The sequence below is a fragment of the Dyella dinghuensis genome (assembly GCF_003977615.1).
GTDB classification, from domain to species: Bacteria; Pseudomonadota; Gammaproteobacteria; order Xanthomonadales; family Rhodanobacteraceae; genus Dyella_B; species Dyella_B dinghuensis.
In genome coordinates, this window is sequence record NZ_RYZR01000007.1 from 84,883 (window position 1) to 110,055 (window position 25,173).

At 58.9% G+C, this 25,173-nt stretch carries 15 protein-coding genes, 2 tRNA genes, 2 rRNA genes and 2 riboswitches; of the genes, 13 read left to right on the forward strand and 6 right to left on the reverse strand.

Going from position 1 to position 25,173, the window contains the following annotated elements; all coding sequences use genetic code 11:
- Positions 1–41 precede the first annotated feature (41 nt).
- From EKH79_RS14290 to rrf, 4 genes are all read left to right on the forward strand, one after another.
- Positions 42–118: transfer RNA gene (locus EKH79_RS14290), tRNA-Ile, on the forward strand.
- Positions 119–225: 107 nt separating this feature from the next.
- A tRNA-Ala gene (locus tag EKH79_RS14295) sits at positions 226–301 on the forward strand.
- A gap of 222 nt (positions 302–523) precedes the next feature.
- Positions 524–3,402, forward strand: a 23S ribosomal RNA gene (locus tag EKH79_RS14300).
- A 186-nt stretch (positions 3,403–3,588) separates the two neighbouring features.
- Positions 3,589–3,703 (forward strand): 5S ribosomal RNA (rrf, locus tag EKH79_RS14305).
- 277 nt (positions 3,704–3,980) lie between these two features.
- Here the strand turns inward: rrf and EKH79_RS14310 are convergent.
- Complete coding sequence (locus EKH79_RS14310; RefSeq protein ID WP_126674521.1) at positions 3,981–4,997, reverse strand: cysteine synthase A; 1,017 nt, start codon at positions 4,995–4,997, stop codon at positions 3,981–3,983.
- A 204-nt stretch (positions 4,998–5,201) separates the two neighbouring features.
- Positions 5,202–5,319, forward strand: a riboswitch (SAM riboswitch).
- Positions 5,320–5,403: 84 nt separating this feature from the next.
- Here EKH79_RS14310 and metX point away from each other — a divergent pair.
- Genes metX through EKH79_RS14325 form a run of 3 tightly spaced genes read left to right on the forward strand, consistent with a single transcriptional unit; the run spans position 5,404 to position 8,732 of the window.
- Positions 5,404–6,441 (forward strand): homoserine O-succinyltransferase MetX, encoded by a 1,038-nt coding sequence (metX, locus tag EKH79_RS14315; protein WP_126674522.1) that lies wholly within the window; start codon positions 5,404–5,406, stop codon positions 6,439–6,441.
- Between the two features lie 3 nt (positions 6,442–6,444).
- Positions 6,445–7,650 (forward strand): cystathionine gamma-synthase, encoded by a 1,206-nt coding sequence (metB, locus tag EKH79_RS14320; protein WP_126674523.1) that lies wholly within the window; start codon positions 6,445–6,447, stop codon positions 7,648–7,650.
- On the forward strand, positions 7,647–8,732 hold the full coding sequence (locus tag EKH79_RS14325) for a homoserine dehydrogenase family protein (RefSeq protein WP_126674524.1): 1,086 nt from the start codon (positions 7,647–7,649) through the stop codon (positions 8,730–8,732). The genes metB and EKH79_RS14325 overlap by 4 nt, the downstream gene beginning before the upstream one ends.
- Before the next feature lie 28 nt (positions 8,733–8,760).
- On the opposite strand, the gene EKH79_RS14330 is transcribed toward EKH79_RS14325, so the two are convergent.
- Positions 8,761–10,413: an APC family permease gene (locus EKH79_RS14330; protein WP_126674525.1), complete on the reverse strand. Its 1,653-nt coding sequence runs from the start codon at positions 10,411–10,413 to the stop codon at positions 8,761–8,763.
- Between the two features lie 212 nt (positions 10,414–10,625).
- On the opposite strand from EKH79_RS14330, the gene metF reads away from it, so the two are divergent.
- The 3 genes from metF (at position 10,626) to EKH79_RS14345 (ending at position 13,069) form a co-directional block, all read left to right on the forward strand.
- Positions 10,626–11,450 (forward strand): methylenetetrahydrofolate reductase [NAD(P)H], encoded by an 825-nt coding sequence (gene metF / locus EKH79_RS14335; RefSeq protein ID WP_126674526.1) that lies wholly within the window; start codon positions 10,626–10,628, stop codon positions 11,448–11,450.
- A 31-nt stretch (positions 11,451–11,481) separates the two neighbouring features.
- The gene (locus tag EKH79_RS14340; protein WP_126674527.1) at positions 11,482–12,087 is read left to right on the forward strand and encodes a DUF4124 domain-containing protein; all 606 of its coding nucleotides are present in this window, start codon (positions 11,482–11,484) and stop codon (positions 12,085–12,087) included.
- A gap of 64 nt (positions 12,088–12,151) precedes the next feature.
- Positions 12,152–13,069 carry a branched-chain amino acid transaminase gene (locus EKH79_RS14345; protein ID WP_126674528.1) on the forward strand — a complete coding sequence of 306 codons (918 nt, stop codon included), beginning with the start codon at positions 12,152–12,154 and terminating at the stop codon, positions 13,067–13,069.
- A gap of 203 nt (positions 13,070–13,272) precedes the next feature.
- Here the strand turns inward: EKH79_RS14345 and ahcY are convergent, their stop codons facing one another.
- Entirely contained in the window at positions 13,273–14,706 is a 1,434-nt protein-coding gene (gene ahcY, locus EKH79_RS14350) for an adenosylhomocysteinase (protein WP_126674529.1), read from the reverse strand.
- Between the two features lie 65 nt (positions 14,707–14,771).
- Positions 14,772–14,850, reverse strand: a riboswitch (S-adenosyl-L-homocysteine riboswitch).
- A 99-nt stretch (positions 14,851–14,949) separates the two neighbouring features.
- Between ahcY and ppc the strand changes: the two genes are divergently transcribed.
- Positions 14,950–17,760 (forward strand): phosphoenolpyruvate carboxylase, encoded by a 2,811-nt coding sequence (gene ppc / locus EKH79_RS14355; RefSeq protein WP_126674530.1) that lies wholly within the window; start codon positions 14,950–14,952, stop codon positions 17,758–17,760.
- 201 nt (positions 17,761–17,961) lie between these two features.
- Here ppc and EKH79_RS14360 read toward each other — a convergent pair whose 3' ends face one another.
- The gene (locus EKH79_RS14360) at positions 17,962–19,848 is read right to left on the reverse strand and encodes an ATP-binding cassette domain-containing protein (protein WP_126674531.1); all 1,887 of its coding nucleotides are present in this window, start codon (positions 19,846–19,848) and stop codon (positions 17,962–17,964) included.
- 348 nt (positions 19,849–20,196) lie between these two features.
- Between EKH79_RS14360 and EKH79_RS14365 the strand changes: the two genes are divergently transcribed.
- Positions 20,197–21,282, forward strand: a complete 1,086-nt coding sequence (locus EKH79_RS14365; RefSeq protein ID WP_233590331.1) for a D-alanyl-D-alanine carboxypeptidase family protein — start codon at positions 20,197–20,199, stop codon at positions 21,280–21,282.
- A gap of 148 nt (positions 21,283–21,430) precedes the next feature.
- On the opposite strand, the gene metK is transcribed toward EKH79_RS14365, so the two are convergent.
- On the reverse strand, positions 21,431–22,630 hold the full coding sequence (gene metK, locus EKH79_RS14370; RefSeq protein WP_126674532.1) for a methionine adenosyltransferase: 1,200 nt from the start codon (positions 22,628–22,630) through the stop codon (positions 21,431–21,433).
- A gap of 161 nt (positions 22,631–22,791) precedes the next feature.
- Between metK and EKH79_RS14375 the strand changes: the two genes are divergently transcribed.
- Positions 22,792–24,282, forward strand: a complete 1,491-nt coding sequence (locus tag EKH79_RS14375; protein ID WP_126674533.1) for a lysozyme inhibitor LprI family protein — start codon at positions 22,792–22,794, stop codon at positions 24,280–24,282.
- On the opposite strand, the gene EKH79_RS14380 is transcribed toward EKH79_RS14375, so the two are convergent.
- A complete protein-coding gene (locus EKH79_RS14380; RefSeq protein WP_233590332.1) occupies positions 24,269–25,150 on the reverse strand; it encodes an alpha/beta hydrolase in 882 nt (293 codons plus the stop codon). The genes EKH79_RS14375 and EKH79_RS14380 overlap by 14 nt on opposite strands.
- Positions 25,151–25,173 lie beyond the last annotated feature (23 nt).

Here is a 25,173-nt window from a genome sequence, read left to right on the forward strand (position 1 = left end):
AAGGCTCCATCCCGCAAGGGAGGGGGTCTTTATAGCTTTATGGGTCTGTAGCTCAGGTGGTTAGAGCGCACCCCTGATAAGGGTGAGGCCGGTGGTTCGAGTCCACCTAGACCCACCATTACTAGGGTGTCGATCCATCGACAAGAACCCGGCCATCCATGGCCGGACTCTTCAAGCACAGCCGCTTTGAAAGAAGCGAGATGCAAGCTTGGAGATCCCATGTATGGGGCCATAGCTCAGCTGGGAGAGCACCTGCTTTGCAAGCAGGGGGTCGTCGGTTCGATCCCGACTGGCTCCACCAGTTTTATCGGTAAGCGGATGTGTAGCGCACACAAAAGATTTTGAAACGAGGCGGCGTTGAGGCCGTGCTTGTGATCTTTGAAAATGTAAACGAGTTGACAAGCGTCTTGGTTTGAAACCAAACCGAGATGTGTCGTTGAGGCAACGACGAATGCGTTGTTTGGCACTCCCTATAATTCCTGAGGAGGAATGGGAGTAACCCTGAGGCGACTTGGGGTTATATGGTCAAGCGACTAAGCGTATACGGTGGATGCCTTGGCAGTCAGAGGCGATGAAGGACGTGGCAGCCTGCGAAAAGTGTCGGGGAGCTGGCAACAAGCTTTGATCCGGCAATGTCCGAATGGGGAAACCCACTGCGTAAGCAGTATCCAGCACTGAATTCATAGGTGTTGGAAGCGAACCCGGGGAACTGAAATATCTAAGTACCCGGAGGAAAAGAAATCAACCGAGATTCCCTGAGTAGCGACGAGCGAACGGGGAGCAGCCCAAAAGTGTCGTATGTGTTAGTCGAACAGTCTGGAAAGGCTGGCCGTAGCGGGTGATAGCCCCGTAGACGAAAGCGCACATGGCATGAAATTGAGTAAGGCGAGGCACGAGAAACCTTGTCTGAACATGGGGGGACCATCCTCCAAGGCTAAATACTCCTGACTGACCGATAGCGAACAAGTACCGTGAGGGAAAGGCGAAAAGAACCCCGGAGAGGGGAGTGAAATAGACCCTGAAACCGTATACGTACAAGCAGTGGAAGCCCGTAAGGGTGACTGCGTACCTTTTGTATAATGGGTCAGCGACTTACTGTCAGTGGCGAGCTTAACCGTCTAGGGGAGGCGAAGGGAAACCGAGTCTGAATAGGGCGCATAGTCTCTGGCAGTAGACCCGAAACCACGTGATCTATCCATGGCCAGGTTGAAGGTGCGGTAACACGCACTGGAGGACCGAACCCACATCTGTTGCAATAGATGGGGATGAGCTGTGGATAGGAGTGAAAGGCTAAACAAACGTGGAGATAGCTGGTTCTCCTCGAAAGCTATTTAGGTAGCGCCTCGGACGAATCTTCCTGGGGGTAGAGCACTGTTATGGCTAGCGGGTCATCGCGACTTAGCAAACCATGGCAAACTCCGAATACCAGGACAGACTATCCGGGAGACACACGGCGGGTGCTAACGTCCGTCGTGAAAAGGGAAACAACCCAGACCCGCAGCTAAGGTCCCCAAGTTATCGCTAAGTGGAAAACGATGTGGAAAGGCATAGACAGCCAGGAGGTTGGCTTAGAAGCAGCCACCCTTTAAAGAAAGCGTAATAGCTCACTGGTCGAGTCGGTCTGCGCGGAAGATTTAACGGGGCTAAGCGATACACCGAAGCTCGGGGTGCACACGCAAGTGTGCGCGGTAGAGGAGCGTTCCGTAAGCCTGTGAAGGTGCGTTGAGAAGCGTGCTGGAGGTATCGGAAGTGCGAATGCTGACATGAGTAACGATAATGCGGGTGAAAAGCCCGCACGCCGAAAGCCCAAGGTTTCCTCGCGCAACGTTCATCGGCGCAGGGTGAGTCGGCCCCTAAGGCGAGGCAGAAATGCGTAGTCGATGGGAAGCTGGTTAATATTCCAGCACTTGACTGTAGTGCGATGTGGGGACGGAGAAGGTTAGGTCTACCGGGCGTTGGTTGTCCCGGGGAAAGGAGGTAGGCGGTGATCTTAGGCAAATCCGGGATCACATACGCCGAGCACCGAGACGAGCCCTTTTGGGCGAAGTGACTGAGACCACGCTTCCAGGAAAAGCCACTAAGCTTCAGCTACAGCAAACCGTACCGTAAACCGACACTGGTAGGCAGGGTGAGAATCCCAAGGCGCTTGAGAGAACTCGGGTGAAGGAACTAGGCAAAATGGCACCGTAACTTCGGGAGAAGGTGCGCCCGCCGGTGTGGTCACATGCGTGACTGAGCACTAGCGGGTCGCAGTAACCTGGCCGCTGCGACTGTTTATCAAAAACACAGCACTCTGCAAACACGAAAGTGGACGTATAGGGTGTGACGCCTGCCCGGTGCTGGAAGGTTAATTGATGGGGTCAGCCGCAAGGCGAAGCTCTTGATCGAAGCCCCAGTAAACGGCGGCCGTAACTATAACGGTCCTAAGGTAGCGAAATTCCTTGTCGGGTAAGTTCCGACCTGCACGAATGGCGTAACGACAGCGGCGCTGTCTCCACCCGAGACTCAGTGAAATTGAAATCGCTGTGAAGATGCAGCGTTCCCGCGGCAAGACGGAAAGACCCCGTGAACCTTTACTATAGCTTTACACTGAACGTTGAGTTCTTCTGTGTAGGATAGGTGGGAGGCTATGAAACCGAGACGCTAGTTTCGGTGGAGCCAACCTTGAAATACCACCCTGAAGTGCTTGACGTTCTAACCTAGGTCCGTAATCCGGATCGGGGACCGTGTATGGTGGGTAGTTTGACTGGGGCGGTCTCCTCCCAAAGAGTAACGGAGGAGCACGAAGGTACGCTCAGCGCGGTCGGACATCGCGCACTGTGTGCAAAGGCATAAGCGTGCTTGACTGCGAGATCGACGGATCAAGCAGGTACGAAAGTAGGTCTTAGTGATCCGGTGGTTCTGTATGGAAGGGCCATCGCTCAACGGATAAAAGGTACTCCGGGGATAACAGGCTGATACCGCCCAAGAGTTCATATCGACGGCGGTGTTTGGCACCTCGATGTCGGCTCATCACATCCTGGGGCTGTAGCCGGTCCCAAGGGTATGGCTGTTCGCCATTTAAAGTGGTACGCGAGCTGGGTTCAGAACGTCGTGAGACAGTTCGGTCCCTATCTGTCGTGGGCGTTGGAGATTTGAGGGGGGCTGCTCCTAGTACGAGAGGACCGGAGTGGACGTTCCGCTGGTGTTCGGGTTGTCATGCCAATGGCATTGCCCGGTAGCTATGAACGGAAGTGATAACCGCTGAAAGCATCTAAGCGGGAAGCACGCCCCAAGATGAGATCTCCCGAGAGTTCGACTCTCCTTAAGGCCCCATCTAGACTAGGTGGTTGATAGGTGCGGTGTGGACGTGCAGCAATGCATTGAGCTAACGCATACTAATGAGCCGTGCGGCTTGACCATATAACCCCAAGACGCTTCGTGGCATTGACTAACGAAACATCCCGGAACTTCACCAGACGCTTGTCAACTCGTTTACCCCTTATCCAACGCGAGATATCTATCTCGCGGAAGAGCAAAACCAGCCATCCATGGCTGGACTCTTCAAAGTTTGAAGCCGGCGCACCCGTGCGCTGCTTCAACCCTTTCCCTGGCGGCTATAGCGCTGTGGCCCCACCCGATCCCATCCCGAACTCGGAAGTGAAACGCAGCTGCGCCGATGGTAGTGTGGCATTGCCCATGCAAGAGTAGGTCACCGCCAGGGGCTTTATCCTAAAAACGCCTTCCCTCACCGGGAAGGCGTTTTGCTTTATGCGCATGGGCGAACCCGCAACGACTTACCGTCAAGAGTCATCGGCCAAACGGCTTCCGTTACAGGAAGCCGTTTTGTTTTTTAGCGTCCAAACTTTTGCGAAAACGCCATGGCCGCATCAGGCTGAGACATGAACAGGTCTCGTTGAATTCAACGAGGGTCATCTTTGTGCGGCAGCATCGAGCGTCGCCATGTCTCGCACACTGATGGATTTGATGGATTTGATGGATTAACTCGAAAAAGATTTATCGAGCCATGCCGGCACAGGAATGCCCTTTTCGCGGAGAAAAGCAGGATTGAATAGCTTCGCTTGATAGCGTGTTCCCGCATCGCTCAAAACGGTCACCACGGTGTGCCCTGGGCCCAATGCACGGGCTAACCGAATGGCTCCCGCGATGTTCACGCCGCTGGAGCCGCCGACGCACCAGCCCTCTTCATTCAGGAGCTGATGTAACAAAGGCACCGACTCCTGATCAGGAATCGACCAAGCCAAATCGATCGACGCATCCTGAAAATTCGCTGTAACTCGGCTGGATCCAATGCCTTCACTGATGGAGCTACCTTCAGCGACGAGCTCACCGCAATTGACGTAGTTCGCCAACGCGGAGCCCGTGGGATCGGAAAGGGCGATTTTGACGCCAGGGTTGCGAGATTTCAGCGCGCGGCCGACGCCAGCGAGTGTCCCGCCCGTGCCCGCCGAACAGACGAAGCCATCGATCTTTCCATCCGTCTGCTCCCAGATTTCAACGCCTGTAGTGGCCTCATGCCAATCACGATTGGCGGTGTTGTCGAACTGATTGCCGAACCACGCGCGACCTGGTGCAGCATCGTTCAAGCTTTCGCAGTAGGCGCGGGCGATATGGACGTAATGACGTGGATCCTTGAACGGAACCGCTGGCACCAGACGTACCTCAGCACCCGCGACTCGGAGCGCGTCGATCTTTTCCCTGCTCTGTGTGTCGGGCATGAAGATGACAGATCGATAGCCGCGACTGGCCCCAATTAGCGCCAGCCCAATACCTGTGTTGCCGGCGGTACCCTCGACGATCGTGCCCCCTGGACGAAGCAGACCACGCCGTTCGGCATCCAGCACCAGACCAAGCGCGGTGCGGTCCTTGATCGAGCCCCCCGGGTTGAGGAATTCGGCCTTCCCAAACACCTCGCACCCTGTCAGCGCCGACGCGCTGCGAAGGCGTAGCAGGGGGGTGTGGCCGACGGCAGCGGAAAGATCGGGAATCACGCTCATAAGGACGAGTTTTGAGGTTTTGGGTGAAATTGGCGTGAGAGTACTGCCGGGCCAAATAGCCTGCCACTTAATGACTGGGCACGGGGTCGCGGAGATATGGTTATTTCACATAAGTAGCGAATTTAAGGTTCTTTCTGGTCGTTTTTACGTTTAGACGTCTAAACGTCCATTGACGATAAAACCATGCATGGTTATAGTCTTTTCCACTCATCGAGACCGGCTGAGGGACAGGCCCTTTGAAGCCGGGGCAACCTGCAGGATCAAACCTGCAACGGTGCCAACTCCTGCGGGGCGGCGACTAGCGCCGACCGGTAGATGGGATGTCGTTAGACCATGACGCATCATGGCTAATCTGGCGACAGCTCTTCGCTGGTTCTCCGTAGGACGATGTAAACGGAGAACCGCCATGCCACAGCTTGCCAATTCAGCCTCTGACGATCGCCATACTGCCGTGATCGTTCCCTTGCACCCACGTTATGCGCTTACGGAACAGCGCAGCACCCGGCGTATCACGCTGAGTCCCAAGTACGGCAATGGTGTCAGTACCGTTGACGTGCGTTATCAGTGGGTCGGTGCGCCCGATGCTCCTACGGTGATTGTGCAAGGTGGCATTTCCGCAGATCGCTACGTGACCGAGACGGAAAAGGGCGAGGCGGGTTGGTGGTCCGAGCTGGTAGGCCAAGACAAGGCCATCGACGTCACGCAATACCGTGTGCTGAGCATCGATTGGCTAACACCTTCTGACTTTGCGGAAAACCTGCAGGCTATTTCCAGCGAAGATCAGGCTGACGCATTGGCGGCGTTGGTTGAAACGTTGGGCATCGGCCGTGTGGCGGCATTTGTCGGCTCCTCTTACGGGGCCATGACGGCACTCGCTTTTGCTGCTCGCCATCCCGAGAAAGTCGAAAAGCTAATCCTGCTCGCAGGCGCGCATCGCGCACATCCGCTGTCGACGGCGCAGCGAGCTATCCAGCGACAGATTCTTCGCCTCGGCCAAGCGTCGGGACAGGTGACACAAGCGCTGTCTCTCGCGCGTCAGTTAGCGATGACGACGTATCGCGGCAGCGAAGAATTCGCGCAGCGTTTTTCGGGTTCGCCGGATTATCGCGATGGCCGTTTCCACTTTCCTGTTGAAGATTATCTGGAACACGCCGGTCGTCGCTTTGTGGAGCGCTTTGATCTGGAGCGTTTCCTCGCACTATCCGAATCGATCGATCTCCATGACGTTTCTCCGGAAGCGATCAGCGTGCCAACTACGCTCATCGGCTTTCCATCCGATCGCCTCGTACCACTCGCTGATTTGTGCGAGCTGCAACGCCGTCTTCGTGGCGCTGCAACGCTTGAAGTGATCGATTCGCCCTACGGTCACGATGCGTTCCTGAAAGAAACCCGTCAACTGGCGCCGCTGTTGCGTCAGGTTATTTCCAGTCGTTGTGGAGCTTGAGCTATGTGCGCCGATATCGTGAATGAAACGTCTGCCAGCACCCGCGCGGTGCGTGCCGGTATTGAATCGGACACACAGCACGGCGCAGTCGTTCCTCCGCTGCATCTTTCCACCAATTACAGCTTCACCGGATTGGGCGGCAAGCGCGCGTACGACTACTCGCGCAGCGGCAATCCCACGCGTGATTTGCTCGGCAACGCTCTGGCTGAATTGGAGCAGGGCGCCGGAGCGGTGATCACGGCAAGCGGTATGGCCGCTGTCGCCAATGCATTGGAGCTCGTTCCTGCGGGTTCGACGGTACTTGCTGCGCACGACTGCTACGGCGGCACGTGGCGGCTACTGGATGCGTGGGCGAAGAAGGGGCGCTTCAACGTCCGCTTTGCGGACCTCACCGACAATAAAGTGCTTGCGGAAGCGCTTGCCGAAAAGCCTTCGCTCGTATGGGTGGAAACACCTTCCAATCCGCTGCTTCGTATCACAGATATCCGTCATGTATCGCAGGCGGCGCATGCAGTGGGTGCGCTGGTCGTCGTCGATAACACGTTCCTTTCGCCTGCACTGCAGCAGCCGCTCACGCTAGGTGCTGACGTGGTTGTTCATTCGACCACGAAGTACATCAACGGCCATAGCGATGTTGTCGGCGGGGCTGTCGTTGCGCGCGATGCTGCAGTTGCCGAGCAATTGAAGTGGTGGGCAAATTGCAACGGTCTCACCGGCGCACCGTTCGACAGCTTCCTTACCTTGCGCGGTCTGCGCACGCTGGGTGTTCGCTTGCGCCAGCATCAGGAAAATGCAGAACGCGTTGCGGCACAGATTCGCGAACATGCCGCTGTGCGGAAGGTTTACTACCCGGGACTGGAAGATCATGTAGGCCATGCACTTGCTGCGCGTCAGCAGCAAGGCTTCGGCGCCATGCTGAGTTTTGAGTTGCACGGTGATGTCGCGCAGATCGAAGCTTTCGTGGATGGTCTGCAATATTTTTCGCTGGCTGAGTCATTGGGTGGCGTGGAGAGCTTGGTTGCGCATCCCGCGTCGATGACCCATGCAGCCATGGCACCTGAGGCGCGCCGAGCAGCGGGCATCGCCGACACACTGCTGCGTTTGTCGATCGGCATTGAAGACGGAGATGACTTGCTGCGTGACCTGGATGCCGCCTTGACGCGCGCACAGTCGGTCAGCGATGCATTGAAACGCCGGGTGACGGCATGAGCGCGGTGCTTGTAGAAGCACCCTTCACGCCGATTGCGCCGGCCGCCAAGGCCGAGGTTGCTCTCGTGCTTCTCGGTACGGGTGTGGTGGGCGGAGCGTTCCTCAAGTTACTGTGCACGCCTGCGGGAAGTCGATTGCATCTGGTCGGCGCAGCCAACTCACGCAAGCAGCAGACGGATTCCACACAGCTGGCCGCGCGCGATTTGCGCGAACGCCTCAAGCGCGAAGGTGCGGCACGTGGTGATGATGCGCTACTCGCGTCGCTCGACGCGCATCGCGCGACAGTGAAAGTGATCGTCGACGCAACGGCTTCGTCGGAGCTTGCGTCGCGTCACGCGGATTGGCTGGCCCGAGGCTATCACGTGGTCACAGCGAACAAATCGCTAGCCGGCGGTCAGCTATCCGGTTGGCGCGCACTGCAAGCCGCGCGCGCCGCAGGCGGACGTTATGGCGATTCGGCAACCGTTGGTGCTGGATTGCCGGTGCTTTCAACGTTGCGCCGACTCTGCGATTGTGGCGATGCCCTGCTCACGCTCGAAGGCGTGTTCTCAGGTTCGCTGTCTTATCTGTTCAATCAGTACGACGGAACGCGGCCGTTTTCCGCGTTGCTGCGCGAAGCACGCAAGCACGGTTACACCGAACCGGATCCGCGCGCGGACCTTTCCGGAGAAGACGTGGCGCGCAAGTTGCTGATACTCGCGCGCAACGCAGGTTTTGCGCTGGGCAAGGACGAAGTCGTCGTGGAAAGCCTGGTGCCGGAGAGTTTGCGGGACGTCTCCACCGAGGTATTCCTTGAGCGTCTCGAAGAACTGGATGAGCCACTCGCCGCGTTGCATGAAGCCGCGCGTGAGCGTGGTCAGGTATTGCGTTTCCTCGCACGCATCAACCAGCGCGGACGGGCTCGCGTGGGCCTCACCGAAGTTCCGCTCACGCATCCCGCCGCACGCTTGTACGGTACCGACAATCAGTTTGCGCTGACGACGACGCGTTACCACACGCAACCGTTAGTCATCCAAGGTCCGGGCGCAGGGCCCGAGGTGACGGCACAAGCGTTGCTGGGCGATATTCTCGCGCTTGGTTGACGCCTGCAACGCGTCAACCGCACGACTATCAACTGCGAACGGAGGTGTTCTCATCCGGCGACACGTGCGCCAAGTCCGGATGAGTATGTGCCGTGTCACAGGCAGCCTCCACGGCCGGTGTGCGCCAACCCGACTTCACGCCCCACACGTAAAACACCAATCCGATCACGGCGACCACAGCGAGGTCGATGCCATAGGGTAGATAGCCCTGGCCACCGAAGGTGGTGCTTCCTGCCCAAGACACAAACGCGATGACGGGCAGGTACACGATCAACCAATAGGCGCCTTTCAACTGACGTCCAAAATCGTGCCAGTGGGATTTCGCCTGGTAGTAGAGATACACCGGCAACGCCACGACCATCAGCAAGATGATTTCGCCGGTGAGCGGCCACTTAGCCCAGTACAGCAGTTCCGTCGCCATGATGAAGGCGACGCCAGCGAGCACGGGTAGTCCAGCGATGCGTAAAGGGCGATGTAGTTCTGTGGCGGTTCGGCGCAGCGTCATCACACTCACGGGACCCGTGAGGTAGGAAATGATCGTCGCCACCGAGATCACCGCAGCGAGCGTGCCCCAGCCGCGGAAGAAGAACAGAAACAGGAACGACACGATCAGGTTGAACCACATGGCCGGACGCGGCACGCCCCACTTCGGATGTATCCGGCCGAAGATTTTTGGCAACGTACCGTTACGTTCCATGCCGTAAATCATGCGTGCCGTTGTGGCGGTATACGTCATGCCCGTGCCGCTGGGGCTGATGAAAGCGTCAACGTAAAGCAACATTGCCAGCCATTGCAGGTTGACGATGATGGCCAGCTCGGCGAACGGCGAACGGAAATCGATGCCATGCCAACCTGCTTTGGCCAGCATGTCATGCGGTACGGCACCGAGGTAAGCAATTTGCAGAATCACGTAGATCACGGTGGCCAGCAAGATCGAACCCACCACTGCCAACGGAATGCTTCGTCCCGGATTGCGTGCTTCGCCCGCGAGATTTACCGGACTTTGGAAACCGTTAAAGCTGAAGACGATGCCGGCTGTCGCCACGGCCGTCAGCACCGCGGCAAAGTCGATGGCGTGATGATCGCCGTGGATGCCCACGGAGAAATTCTCGGAATGGAAACCGCTAGCGATCAGCGCCAAACCCGTGGCCGCCGGTACGATCAACTTGAAGACGGTGATCGCCGTGTTGGAGCGGGCAAACAACTTCACGCTCCAGAAATTGAGCAGGAAGTAGATAACCACCAGCACCGCCGCAATGCCCAAGCCGGTGTGGCTCAGCTCACCGACGCCGCCGGTTACGTGATAGAGATCCTGCGCCCATTGCCACGGCCACGATGCCATGTATTGCACGGAGGCTTCGGCTTCGACAGGGGTCGTCGATGCGATCGCAATCCAGTTCGCCCACCCCGCAATGAAGCCGACCAGCGAGCCATGCGAATAATGGCCGTAACGCACCATGCCGCCGGATTCCGGAAACATCGCGCCAAGCTCGGCATACGTGAGTGCGACGGTCATGATGATCGCGGCGCCCAGCACCCATGCCCAGATCGCACCGGGGCCGGCCAATCCCGCCGCTCTCCATGCGCCGAACAGCCAGCCGGAGCCAATGATGGAGCCCAAGCCGGTAAGCATGAGGGCAAAGGGCCCGACATCGCGGCGGATCGCATTGGAAGAAGACATCAAACACTCCCTGAAGCTAAACGGATGGCCGCCCGGGCGACGCAATCCCACGATGATGACAGACGGGCGCCGGAGGTGTCAGCCCGCCCGGGTCTCGGAGAGACGTTGCGGGCGCCCAATTTCGCCGAAAACCTACGCGTGGGACGGACATATATCTTTTCATCCCGAACAAGAGATATATACTTGTCCAATCGTTGCCAAGGACCCTCGCGATGCCGGCGCTCAGCTTTGAGTTTTTCCCGCCCAAAACCGATGAACAGCGCGCACAGCTCGACCGCACGGCCAAAGAGCTGAAAAGCCTCAACCCCGAATACGTCTCGGTGACGTTCGGCGCGGGCGGCTCCACGCTCAGTTACACCAGCGATACCGTTGCGCGTTTGCATCAGCAGCACGGGCTCGACGTGGCGCCGCATATTTCATGCATGGGCGGTACGCGCGCTGAAATTGCAGCGTTGCTCGATAGCTATCGCGAAGCGGGTTATCGCCGCATCGTAGCGTTGCGTGGCGATCTGCCATCGGGCATGGCGAGCCCTGGCGATTTCCGTTACGCATCCGAACTGGTGCGTTTTATTCGCGAGCACAGCGGCGATCATTTTCATATTGAAGTGGCCGCGTATCCGGAAATGCATCCGCAAGCCGAAGACGTTCATGCGGATCTGCGTCACTTCAAGACCAAGATCGATGCGGGTGCGGATGGTGCCATCACGCAGTACTTCTTCAACGCCGATGCGTATTTTCGTTTTGTCGAGGATGCGCGCCGTCTTGGTGTAAAAGTGCCGATCGTGCCGGGCATCATGCCGATCTCCCAATACGCTCAGCTCAAGCGTTTTTCCGACGCCTGCGGCGCGGAGATTCCACGCTGGATGTCCCGGCGTATGCAGGGGTATTACGACGACGTGGAATCCATTCGCTCGATGGGTGCCGAAGTCGTTGCGCAGCTTTGCCGCCGCTTGCTGGAAGGCGGCGCGCCGGGATTGCACTTCTATACGCTGAACCGGGTGAAAGCGACGCGTGCGGTTCTTGATCAGCTGAGCTGAAGCCGTCGACGCATCGGGCTATGCTCGCGCGATGCGTCTACTCGCGATCCTTCTCCTGCTGTTGTTGCCGTTCGGCATGGCCCGGGCGCAGAGCGATATTCATCGCTGCGTTGGTGCGAGTGGTGGTGTCATCTTCACCGATCGTGCCTGTTCGGATCTCAACGCTTCGCCGGCGGTGCCTGCGCCGACGGTGAGTGCAAGCGCTAGCGACGCGCCGACAAGCATCGCGCAACCGCCGCCTGTTCTATGCGCGTCGGATATGACACAGCTCAAGCAGGCTGTGGTCGATGCGTTTGCCGATCGCAATCCCAATCGCCTCGCCGGCCTCATGCTGTGGGAGGGCTCCGGTCGCGAAGCGGTAGTGGCAAACATTCGGGAATTCACCCGCATGATGGCCCATCCACTCGTAGGGGTGAGGGCGAGCGAATACACCTCGACCGCACCACCATCGTCCTCAACGTCCACGGGCACCGATCCATCGGTGCTGTCGATGTCGGCGACGCCCAGTCCCTCGCCGCCCCAAGGGGATTCCCTGTCCGTGGAGACCGAGTCGGATGACGGCAGCGGCGCTACGCAAGAGACCCATTTCGGCGTGGTGCGCCATGACGGATGCCTCTGGCTCGAACCGCCATATTGAGGATTTTCAGGGCGTTTGAAGCCTTCAGGCGGTATCATGGGCGGTCCCCAACGGAGAACTCCCCATGGCCCAGCAGTACCCCGAATGGATCTGGCAGAACGGCGAAATCAAGCCGTGGAAGGACGCCACCGCGCACGTGATGTCGCACGCGCTGCATTACGGTTCGTCCGTCTTCGAGGGTATTCGCAGTTACGCCACCCCGGAAGGCGCCGCGATTTTCCGTCTGACTGACCACCTCAAGCGCCTGTACCTGTCGGCAAAGATTTACGACATGGTGCTGCCTTATTCGCAAGACGAGATGGCCAATGCGTGCCGCGAGATCGTCCGCAAGAACGGCTACAGCGCGGCGTATCTGCGCCCGGTGGCGTATCGCGGTCTGGGTGGATTCGGTCTGTCGGCGGAAACGCCGATCGATGTCGCCGTGGCAACGTGGCCGATGGGTCCGTACCTCGGGCCGGAAGCGCTGGAAGTGGGCATCACAGCGTGTGTGTCGAGCTGGCAGCGTTTTGCGCCGAACACGATTCCTGCCGGTGCAAAGGCGGGTGGCAACTATCTTTCCGGCCAGCTGATTGCGCGCGAAGCACGCCGCCTCGGTTTCGGCGAAGGCATTGCGCTCGCCGCCAGTGGCTTGTTGAGCGAAGGCGCAGGTGAAAACCTGTTCCTGGTGTTCGATGGTGTGTTGCACACCACACCGGCCAGCGCATCGATTCTTGCCGGTATTACGCGTGACACGCTCAAAGTGCTCGCACGTGAAGACGGCATTGAAGTCGTCGAGCGCGATATTCCGCGCGAGTACCTCTACCTCGCCGACGAAATCCTGATGTGCGGTACGGCGGCGGAAATCACGCCGATCCGCGAGGTGGATGGCAAGCAGATCGGTAGCGGTAAAGCAGGACGCGTTACTCGCCGCCTGCAGGAACTCTACTTCGGTTTGTTCAATGGCAAGACGCAGGACAAGTGGGGCTGGCTGGAGCCGGTCTGAATCATCGGATGCGATGCAAAGAAAAGGGCGCTAAAAGCGCCCTTTTCTTTTGCCTTTCACCTTCTCCCCTTCGGGGAGAAGGCCGGGATGAGGGGTGATCTTGCGAACGCGCTGAAACAAAAGCTCGCTTTGAACGAGAGTCCAACGCGAGCGTGACCCCTCACCCCAACCCTCTCCCCAAAGGGGAGAGGGGGAAAGGCCTATCAGTAACGGTAATGATCCGGCTTGTACGGACCTTCCACCGGCACGCCGATGTACGCAGCCTGGTCCGGCGTCAGCTTGGTCAGCTTCACACCGATCTGTTCCAGATGCAGACGGGCCACTTCTTCGTCCAGCTTTTTCGGCAGGCGATAGACCGTCTTTTCATACGTGTCTTTGTTCGCCCACAAGTCGAGCTGCGCCAGCGTCTGGTTGGAGAAGCTGTTGGACATCACGAAGCTCGGATGGCCGTGCGCGCAACCGAGGTTCACCAGACGGCCTTCCGCCAGCATGTAGATGCTGTTGCCGGCCTTGCTGAAGGTGTAACGATCCACCTGCGGCTTGATCGTCTCGCGGCTCACATCCTTCGCAGCGTTCAGACGGTCGATCTGGATTTCGTTGTCGAAGTGGCCGATGTTGCAGACCAGCGCGTTGTTCTTCATCGCCGCCATGTGTTCCAGCGTGATGATGTCCTTGTTGCCGGTGGTGGTGACGTAGATGTCGCCGGTGCCGAGCGTTTCTTCGATCGTGGTGACCTGGAAACCTTCCATCGCGGCCTGCAGGGCGTTGATCGGATCGATCTCGGTGACGATCACGCGCGCGCCGAAGCCCTTGAGCGAATGCGCGCAACCCTTGCCCACGTCGCCGTAACCGCATACCACGGCAACCTTGCCGGCGACCATCAGATCGGTCGCGCGCTTGATGCCGTCAGCCAGCGATTCGCGGCAGCCGTAGAGGTTGTCGAACTTGCTCTTGGTGACCGAGTCGTTGACGTTGATGGCCGGCACCAGCAGCTTGCCCGCTTCCATCATCTGATACAGGCGATGCACGCCGGTGGTGGTCTCTTCGGAGACGCCCTTCCAATCGGCAGCGACTTTCTTCCAGAAACCGGGACGCTCCTTCGCGGTGCGCTTGAGCAGATCCTTGATGACCTGTTCTTCGTGGTTGCCGCTGGGCGTATTGACCCAGTTGTCGCCATTTTCCATGTCGACGCCCTTGTGGATCAGCAGCGTGGCATCGCCGCCGTCGTCGACGATCAGTTCCGGACCCTTCATGCCCGGGTGCGTCAGCATGTCGAGCGTGCAATCCCAATATTCTTCGAGCGTTTCGCCTTTCCATGCGAACACCGGAATGCCGGCGGCGGCGATAGCAGCGGCGCAATCATCCTGCGTCGAGAAAATGTTGCATGATGCCCAACGCACCGATGCGCCGAGCGTGCTCAGCGTCTCGATCAGCACGGCGGTCTCTTTCGTCATGTGCAGCGAACCGGAAAGGCGCACGCCCTTCAGCGGCTGACTTTGTGCGTAACGCGCGCGAATCTGCATCAGGCCGGGCATTTCTTCTTCGGCCATGCGGATACGGCGGCGGCCCAGCTCGGCCAGCGACATGTCGCGGACCTTGTAATCGTGCGTAGCGGAATCTTGAGTGACAGCGTTCATCAAGGATGTCTCCGAGTCTCATTGGGGAAATCCGGCTGGGTGAGCCGGATCGACGCGAGTACTTCGCGTCATGAGCGCCGTTCTAGTCGAAGCATCCACCGAGCCTGGCCGTCAGCATTCACGGTCGCAGCGCCCCTCGGCGGGAAGGCTCCCATTTTAACCGCACTCACGCCCTTATGACGACTTGGAACGGGCAGCTTCACGCAAATTCTGTAGGCTAGGCCGTTCATACCCGGAGGATCCATGGAAGCCAGTCGCGACCCTGAATTTCTGCCCCATGACGGGCCGCTGAGAGAAGACGTGCATCGGCTCGGGGCGATGGTTGGCCGCATGCTGGCTGAACAGGGGGGCGAGGCGTTTTTTCAGCGCGTGGAGCATGTACGCACGGCTTCCATCGCGCGCCGCCGCGACGGGCACGCTGTCGACGATCTCGCCGATTCCCTGGCAGGACTCGATGCACACGCGGCCGAATCGCTGGCGCGTGCGTTCGCGGCGTACTTTCAGGCAGTGAACACGGCCGAGCGCGTTCATCGCATTCGCCGTCGCCGCGACTATCAACGCGAAGGCAGTGCGCCGCAGCCCGAATCGCTGCTCGATGTGCTACAGCGATTGAAAGAGCAGGGCGTGGGCGCCGATGAGTTGCTTGAGTGGCTGTACAAGTTGAAAGTCGAGCCGGTCTTCACCGCGCATCCGACAGAAGCAATTCGCCGGTCGTTGCTCGAGAAGGAACAGGCCATCGTGCGCGCGCTGGTCGATAACTTCGATCCCACGCGCACGCCACAAGAGCGCAAGGAAGATGACGATCGTATCTTCATGGCGTTGTCGTCCGGCTGGCAAACGGCAGAAGCGTCGCCGATTCGTCCCACGGTCCAGGACGAACATCATCACGTTGGTTTTTATCTCGCCAATCCGATTTATCGCATCATTCCGGCGTTCTACGAAGTACTCGCCGATGCGTTGCAAACCGTCTACAACGTCGCCGTGCCACTGCCGCGATTCTTGAGCTTTGCAACATGGGTCGGCGGCGACATGGATGGCAACCCCAATGTCGGCGCAGAAACGATTGCAAACAGTCTGGCGACACAACGCGCGCATGTGCTCGAGCATTACATCGCCGACGTGGATGGCCTCGCACGATTGCTCAGTCAGACGGATGATCGTGTCGATTTCGAGCCTGCATTGCTGCAACGTCTCGAAACCTATCGCGAACAGTTTCCGCGCGCGGCCGCAAAAATCCGCCCACGTCATGCGGATATGCCGTATCGATGCTTTCTGACCTTGATCCGCGCGCGCCTGGAGGCGACGCTCGAAGAAGGTCACGCAGAGGGTTATGCCTCGGCAGAGGAGTTACTCGACGATCTTCTGTTGATCGTGCACGGGCTTATCGATCATCGCGGATTGAATGCGGGTGCTTATGCAGTCCGCCGTTTGATCTGGCGTGTACGTACCTTCGGTTTTCATCTGGCACGCCTGGATGTGCGCCAGGATTCGCGTGTGCATGACGATGCGCTGGCTGCGCTGCTTGGCGATGAAACATGGTCGCAGCGAGCGCCATCCGAACGTGTCGAGGCGCTGCGCCTGTATGCGAGCGGCGAAAAAGCGCTGGCAAAGAGCGACGATGCGCAGGCGGAATCCCTGCGCGCCGTCTTCGCCACGCTCAACGAATCCCGCGGCCGCTACGGCAAAGATGCGATCGGCCTCTACATCATCAGCATGGCGCGCTCCGCCGCCGACGTGTTGGCGGTGCTGGCGCTGGCGCGCTACGGTGGTTTTACGATCACTCCCTCTCCCCTTTGGGGAGAGGGGCGGGGTGAGGGGACAATCTCGCGGGAAGATTCCGCTCCGCACAGCCCCTCACCCAACCCTCTCCCCAGAGGGGAGAGGGCTGACAGCGTGCCGCTGGACATCGCACCGCTGTTCGAAACTGTCGACGATCTGAAGAACGCGCCCGATACCTTGCGCGCGCTGCTGGATGATCCAGTTTATCGCGCGCATTTGCTGGCACGCGACGATCGCCAATGGGTGATGCTTGGCTATTCGGATAGCGGCAAGGATGGCGGCACGCTCGCCTCGCGGTGGGGTTTGCAGCGCGCGCAGGTTGAGTTACTGGAAGTCGCAAAACAAGCCGGTATTCGTCTTGCGTTCTTTCATGGGCGGGGCGGTTCCGCCAGCCGCGGCGGCGCGCGCATCACGCCTGCGCTGATGTCTTCGCCGCGTGGCTCAGTGGGCGGTGTCTTGCGCGTGACGGAGCAGGGCGAGGTGATTCACCGCAAGTACGGCATTCGTGCACTCGCGCTGCGCAATCTGGAGCAGACGGTGGGTGCGGTGCTGCGCGCGAGTCTGCGTCCGCGCGAAGACGAGCCGCGCGAGCAGGAGTGGCGCGAATACATGAACGCGCTGGCGGCGGATAGTCGCCGTGCGTATCGCGAACTTGTCGATCATGAGGGATTCGTCGATTACTTTCGTGCCGCGACGCCCATCGACGTCATCGAACAGATGGCGCTAGGTTCGCGTCCGTCGCGTCGCCGCAGCATGCGCGGCGTCGAAGATCTGCGCGCCATTCCGTGGGTTTTCGCGTGGACGCAGTGCCGTTCCATCATCACCGGCTGGTACGGCCTGGGCACGGCGCTTGAACAGGCAGCCGCCAAACACGGCGAGAAGGCGTTGGAGGACATGGCGCAGCATTGGCCGTTCTTCGTCAACGTTCTGGACGACGTCGAAATGGTGCTCGCCAAGTGCGATCTCGATATCGCCGAAGCATTTTCTAAGTTGGCGGGTCCATTGCACGACACGTTTTTCGCGATGATTAAGTCGGAATTCGAACGCACGCGCCATTGGCTATTGCGGTTGAAGAACAGCGAAGAACTGCTTCGCGACGATCCGCGCTTGTCTCTGTCGATTCGACTGCGCAATCCATATGTCGATCCGATGAGCTTGCTGCAGGTGGACCTGCTCCAACGCTGGCGCGAAAGTGATCGCAGCGATGATCGATTGCTGCACGCGCTCGTCGCGAGCGTCAACGGCGTCGCTCAGGGTCTGCAAAATACGGGTTGATGCTGGTTTTAGAGCAGATCACAGGAGCTGGCCAAGAATCGCGGCCCCGCTTTTTGCCCGTCATTCCGGCGAAGGCCGGAATCCAGTGTCGATAAGCCTCAACAATACTTATACACATCAGACTCTATCGCTACTGGATTCCGGCCTCCGCCGGAATGACGGTGTAGATTTGATAGTCGCGCGACGTTTTGTTGGCGGCTCTTAACTATCCAGTTCCGTCCAGCGCGCGTAGGCCGCATCAAGCTCGCTTTGCAGCTTCGCCAGCGCATCGTTCGCCTTGATGATGGCTGCACTGTCCTGCTGGAAGAACGCAGGTTCGTTCATGGCTTCGCTGCGTGCCGCGATATCGGTCTCGAGCGTTTCGATGCGCTTTGGAAGCTCTTCCAGCTCGCGTGTTTCTTTGTAGTTGAGCTTGCGCTTTGCGATGGTCGGTGACGGCGTATTGAGTGCATGGGAGGTGGTTGCGGCATCGCGCTTTGGCTCGGCGGATGTTTCCGTCGCCGTGCCGCGCCCTGTGGGTCTCTGTCGCAGCCAATCGCTGTAACCGCCGATGTATTCGCCAACCTGGCCGCCGCCTTCCAGCACCAGTGTGCTCGACACGACGTTGTCGAGAAACTCGCGGTCATGCGAGACAAGGAGCAAGGTGCCCTTGTAGTCGGTCAGCAATTCTTCCAGCAGTTCGAGCGTTTCCACATCCAGGTCGTTGGTGGGTTCGTCCATCACCAAGAGGTTGGAGGGTTGCGCAAAGAGCTTGGCAAGCAGCAATCGATTGCGCTCACCGCCGGAAAGACGCGTGATCGGCGCGCGTGCACGTTCCGGCGAGAACAGGAAGTCCTGCAGATAACCGATGATGTGTTTGCGTTGACCGTTGAGCTCGATGTATTCGCGGCCTTCGGCAACGTTATCCAGTGCGTTCAAGGCATCGTTGAGCTGCGTGCGATGCTGATCGAAATAGGCGATCTGCAAGCTGGTACCCAGCGTGACGTCACCACGTTGCGGTGTCAGCTCGCCCAGCAAAATCTTGAGCAACGTGCTTTTGCCGGCACCATTGGGGCCCACAATGCCGACACGATCGCCGCGCATGATGGTGGTGTTGAGATCATCGATCAGCACCCGGCCATCGTAGGCTTGATGCACATTCTCAAGCTCGATGACTTTCTTGCCGGACGCCTGCGCATTGGCCAGCGACATCTTCGCATTGCCGCCAAGCTCGCGACGTTCGGAGCGCTCCCGGCGTAGTGCTTTCAAGGCGCGCACGCGACCCTCGTTGCGTGTGCGGCGTGCCTTGATGCCCTGGCGAATCCAGACTTCTTCCTGCGCGAGCTTTTTATCGAACAGCGCATTTGCCTGCGCTTGCGCGTGAAGGCGTTCTTCGCGGCGGCGCAGATAATTGTCGTAGTCCCCAGGCCAACTCGTGACTTGACCGCGATCGATTTCCACAATGCGCGTTGCCAGCGCGCGCAGGAAGCTTCGATCGTGCGTGACGAAAATAATGCTGCCTTCAAATTGCTTGAGAAACTTTTCAAGCCAACCGATGGCTTCGATGTCCAGATGGTTGGTGGGTTCGTCGAGCAGCAACACATCCGGTTTGCGCACGAGCGCCTGCGCAAGCAGCACGCGACGTTTCATGCCGCCCGATAGCGCAGCGAAGTCGGTGTCGCCCGGCAGTTCGAGTTTCTCGAGAACGTCCGTGACGCGACGATCCAGATCCCAGCCGTGTTGCGCTTCGATCTGGTCTTGCACATCGCCCAGCGCATCCATATCGCCTTCGGCAAGCAGATGGTGATAACGCGCAAGCAGGTGACCGAGATCGCCAAGGCCATCGGCCACGACATCGAACACGCTGCCGGACGTTGCCTGCGGTACTTCCTGCGCCATGCGCGCGACGATCACGCCGTTTTGCACGCGCACTTCGCCGTCATCGGCGCGCAATTCGCCCGCGATGAGCTTCATGAGGGTGGATTTGCCCTCGCCGTTTCGACCCACGATACAGACCCTTTCTTGGGCCTCGATCGACAGATCGACGTGTTCGAGCAGGAGGGGACCGCCGATGCTGAAATCGACTCGTTGCAGTTGGATCAAGGACATGTTTCTATTCTACCTGTTGGCTTGAAACATGCTTAAGAAAACATGCTTTAAAAAAAGGCTCTGGCGCGGCTGAGGGCTTCTCAAGTACTACCGGTAGATGGTCGAAAAGCTACCGGTAGGGCGGCGGAAACCCTCCGAAAAACAAAAACAGCGTCTCGAAGCGGCTGCTACTTATATAGAACATGTACTTAGCGTCGCTTGTTGAAGTTTTTCCTCTGGAAATTGTCGTAGCTTTGCATTAACGTTCGCGACGGCGGCATCCAGCCGGCGTCTGCGGGCAGGGAGTCTTTTGTGATTGTTCAAACCATCAAGCCAACTAAGTTGCGGGGCCGCCTCCGGCATACGTCCGTGGCATGGGTCCTGGCCGGCTTTTGCGGCTTTTTGGGCGTCGCCCATGCGCAGACCAACACCACTGCCGCCATCGTCATCGATGGCACCAACGGCCAGGTGGTCAACGCGGTGAACGCCGACCAGGCAGCCTATCCGGCTTCGCTGGCCAAAATGATGACGCTTTACCTCACTTTTCAGGCGCTGGACACCGGCAAGCTGAAGATCGACCAGGAACTGCCTGTGTCCGACTACGCCGCGTCCCAGGCACCGACCAAGCTCGACCTGCGGCCCGGTCAGACCATTTCGGTCGAAGACTGCATCCTCGGCATGGTCACCAAGTCGGCGAACGACGCCGCTGAGGTGGCCGCCGAAGGCGTTGCCGGTTCCGAGAGCGACTTCACCAGCATGATGAACGCCCAGGCGATCCTGCTGGGCATGTCCAACAGCCACTTCGACAATGCCAATGGCTTGCCGGACCCGGACAACATCACCACGGCACGCGACATGGCCAAGCTGGGGATGGCGCTGTACCGCGATTTCCCGCAGTACTCGCACTACTTCGCGACCAAGGACTTTGTATTCCGTGGTCAGCTGATCCGCGGTCACAACAATCTGATGGACCGCTATCCGGGCATGGACGGTTTGAAGACCGGCTTCACCGATGCCTCGGGTTTCAACCTCGCATCGACTGCGGTCCAGAATGGTCACCGTCTGTTCGCCGTGGTTCTGGGTGGCCGCACCGCGTCAGCTCGCGACAATTTGATGGCACGCCTGCTCGATGATGGATTCGGCGGCCGCCAGACACCGTCGGATCTCGTGGCCGAGGTAGGCCTGCCTGCACGGCCGAGCGCCGCACGCCGCATGTTGGCCGCGCTCTCGCCGATCGGTACGGCGGAAGCCGAGACCGTGGCATTGCCGCCGCGCGCGCCTCGCCATAAGGGCCCGGTCGCTTCACGCAAGACCTGCACGGTGCGCCGCGGTGTTGTATGCCCGCGTACCACCGCGCAGGCACGCGCTCCTGCGCATGGCACGACCAAGCTCGCGCATCGCAAGACGACCAAGAAGCCGGTGATGCTGGCGTCGCGGAATCAGAAGCAGGAATAACGTTCGCGCGATCTCATCGTCGTCAAACAAAACCCCGCTTTCGCGGGGTTTTTGATGTCTGAAGCCGTGTCTTGGTGAATAGCTGTACTAACAAAAAGCCCCGCGGGTTCGCCGCGGGGCTTTTTGTTGTGCGAGGTAAGCAGATCGCTTACTTGAGCTTGGCGTCGGCGCGCAGGGCGTCGGCCTTGTCCGTCTTCTCCCAGGAGAAGGCGGTGAAGGTCTTGCCGTCCGCACCCTTCACTTCGTACGGCGTGCGGCCGAAGTGGCCGTAGCTGGCGGTCTGCTGATACATCGGGTGGATCAGGTCGAGCATCTTGATGATGCCGTATGGACGCAGATCGAAGTGCTTGCGAATCAGCTTCTCGATCTTGTCGTCGCTGATCTTGCCGGTGCCGAACGTGGTGACCGAGATCGAGGTCGGCTCGGCCACACCGATGGCGTAGCTCACCTGCACTTCGCAGCGGTCGGCGATGCCGGCGGCGACAATGTTCTTGGCCACGTAGCGCGCAGCGTAAGCGGCCGAACGATCCACTTTCGACGGATCCTTGCCCGAGAACGCACCGCCACCGTGACGGGCCCAGCCGCCGTAGGTGTCGACGATGATCTTGCGGCCGGTCAGACCGCAATCGCCCACCGGACCGCCAATCACGAACTTGCCGGTCGGGTTGATGTGGAACTTGGTGCCCTTGTGCAACAGCTTGGACGGCAGCACGGGCTTGAGGATGTGCTCGCGCACGGCTTCGACCAGGTCTTTCTGCTTCACGTCCGGATCGTGCTGGGTGGAAAGCACCACGGCATCGATCGCGGTCGCCACGCCGTTTTCATAGCGCAGGGTGACCTGGCTCTTCGCGTCCGGGCGCAGCCACGGCAGCGGCGAGTTCTTCTTCTTGCGGATCTTGGCCTGCTGCTCGACCAGGCGGTGCGAGTAGTAGATCGCCGCCGGCATGAAATCCTTGGTTTCGTTCGTGGCGTAGCCGAACATCAGGCCCTGGTCGCCAGCGCCCTGTTCTTCGGGCTTCTTGCGGTCCACGCCCTGGTTGATGTCCGGCGACTGCTTGCCGATCAGGTTCAGCACGCCGCAGGTCTCGCCGTCGAAGCCGACGTCGGACGAGTCGTAGCCGATGTCGACGATCACCTTACGGGTCAGGCCTTCCAGGTCGATCCAGGCGCTGGTGGTGACTTCGCCGGCGACAATCGCCACGCCGGTCTTCACCATGGTTTCGCACGCCACACGTGCACGCGGATCCTGCGCAAGGATCGCGTCGAGGACGGCGTCGGAAATCTGGTCGGCGACTTTGTCCGGATGGCCTTCGGAGACCGATTCGGAGGTGAAGAGGTAATTGCTCATCGTGGCTTATATCCTTCTTTACGGATAAAGAGATGGAAAGGGGAAACGGGCATTCTACACGCCTCGGCCCCGGGAATCACCGCCAAGTCTGGCATATCCGGATGACAGTAGGGCCGTATTCAGCGGGGTCAATCCGTGCATAAAGCCTGCAAGATGCCCCCGTGGCGATTCAACTAGTTGGGGTCGGATGCGCTGCCCTCAATGTGTCTCCAGGCGGTCATTCTGGCGACCCGATCGCGGCGGCAAGGGATGCGAAACTGAAGACATCACGACTCAGGGGAAGCTCGACGATGTGGATCAGGCGTTTTGTCGCAGGGATGCTGTTGTGTTCGCCGCTCATGGCTTGTGCGGCGGGCTTCGATTGCAAGCAGGCGGCTAACTCAGCCGAACACACCATCTGCGACGATCCCGCTCTTTCCTCATTGGATGGTCAGATGATGGCGGCCTATACGCAGGCACTTCATCGCGCCGGCAGCAACCAGGACAGGCTGATGCGCGATCAGCGCAATTGGCTGGCCGAACGCAACGAGATGGCCTCGCTTTACTTTGACCACGAAAGTGTCCGGCAGGAGAACACGAAGGGCATTGAACGCTTCTATCAGCAACGTATCGATTTTCTCAACCATCTGTTTGTCACTGCGGACCAAACTTCGCCACTGCTCAAGGCTGTCGCGCTGAAGCTTTCGACGTCCGCTGCGCCAGGCGATTACGACTACAAAATCGGTTGGAAGGCGCTGGGTGGAGATGGGTCGGTATTCGATATGCCCGAGGAGCATGCTTACACCGTAGGTGAGGTAGGCAAATATATTCCCGTTGAAAATCAGGCCGGCCTTTCGGAAGTCATCGGATCGTTGCCGTCCGCATCGAACGACGATCGGGTGACGCTGGCATTGCTGCCTTCGGCAAAATTTGGAGGCCTCTACCAGGTTGGCGGAACACTCGAATGCGTAAGCTGGTCGCTGTTTACATGGCAGCGGCAAGCTATCGCCCCGATCAAGACACCAGAAATCCTCGACCAAAATTGCTGGACGGCGACTGGTGTATTTGCAGGCTTCCAGGGACAGCTCTATGCGATCTCGGACAGCGTCAAGCTCACTTCATCAGACATTAGCGTGCAGCTTTTGACTGGAAGCGATTGGGGTGCGCAAAGTCGATTGTTGGTGCGCTACGACTACAGGCTGTCCAAACCCATCGCTTACTGCGATAGCTCCAGCAAGGATTGCGATGCGCTGACCGCATTGGCTGACGCTTACGCCAGGCGGTATAGCAGGAGCCGTGTTGTCGAGATATTGAATTCGCCTCTATCCGCCGAGGAACAAAAGAGTTTCGATGCCATGCTTAAGGCAGCGCCGGATGAGAGGACGCAGGTTGAGCTACCAACGTTTGGTGCGACGGTAGTGGGCTATACAAATTTTGCCGACGGTAGCGTCTGGTTTCCGGCGCGAATGCATGGCGAATTGATGTTGGGCCGGATCGGCCACGGTGGCCTTGGGTGGCGCAGCAATGACAACTGGTACGTTGGGTTTTGGCACTGGGATGGAAAATCGCTTAGCCCGGTCATAGGCGTGATTATTCCCGTTCAGCGGGGCGATTTTCTTCTGTCCGCCGATGTGCGTCCTATCCGCGAGATATTGGGCACTAATGTGCAGTGACGGCGCCTGCAGACTTGTGCGTTCGAATGAATTGCAAAGTGTCTTCAAGCGTAGGAGCGTCATTCTTCAAGGGGCGAGAGAATGCAAAGACCATGGCGATGTGACCGACGCCCGGATAAAGCTTCAGCGTCACCGGCACGTGGTGCGCTTGCAGTACATGTGTCAGCGACATGGCGTTTGACGGGTCGACTTCTTTGTCGGCCGTGCCTTGCAGCAGCAACATCGGCGGTTCGTTTCCGCTCACGAAGCGCACAGGCTGCGCGCGCGCCTGCGATGCTTCGTCATGGCCGAACATGCCGAGCATGTCTTTCTCGTCGGCCGGAATTGGCATGAAGTCGTAGCAGCCGGCCAGTCCGATGAAGCCGGCGAAATCTGTCGGATGTAAGTCGTACGGTGCAAGCCACGATGGATCGGTCATCAGTAGCGCGCCGATCTGGCCACCCGCGGAGTGACCCATTACGAAAATATCGTTCGGCGCACCGCCAAATTCCTGCGCGTGCTGATGCGTCCATGCGACAGCTCTCGCGGCGTCCTGCATGAAGCCATCCATTTTCACTTGCGGGTATTTGCGATAGTCGGGAATAACGGCGATCACGCCGTGCGATGCGAGTGTGGTGCCGACGAAGCGATACCACGCACGTTCGCCGTGCGTCCAGCTTCCACCGTAGAAAAAGACCACGACGGGTGCGTGCTCGGCGTTGGCCGGGCGATAGACATCGAGTTTGAGCTGATGCTGTGTATCGAACACGATGCCGGATGTTGTTTCGATGCCGGCGTGTCGATCGGTGGTGTTGAGTCCCGCGAAAAGCGTGGCTCTGCAACCACCAAGCACCACCACCATTGCCAGCAATGCGGCGCGTAAAAACAACGATAGCGGGGATCGGTGAGGTG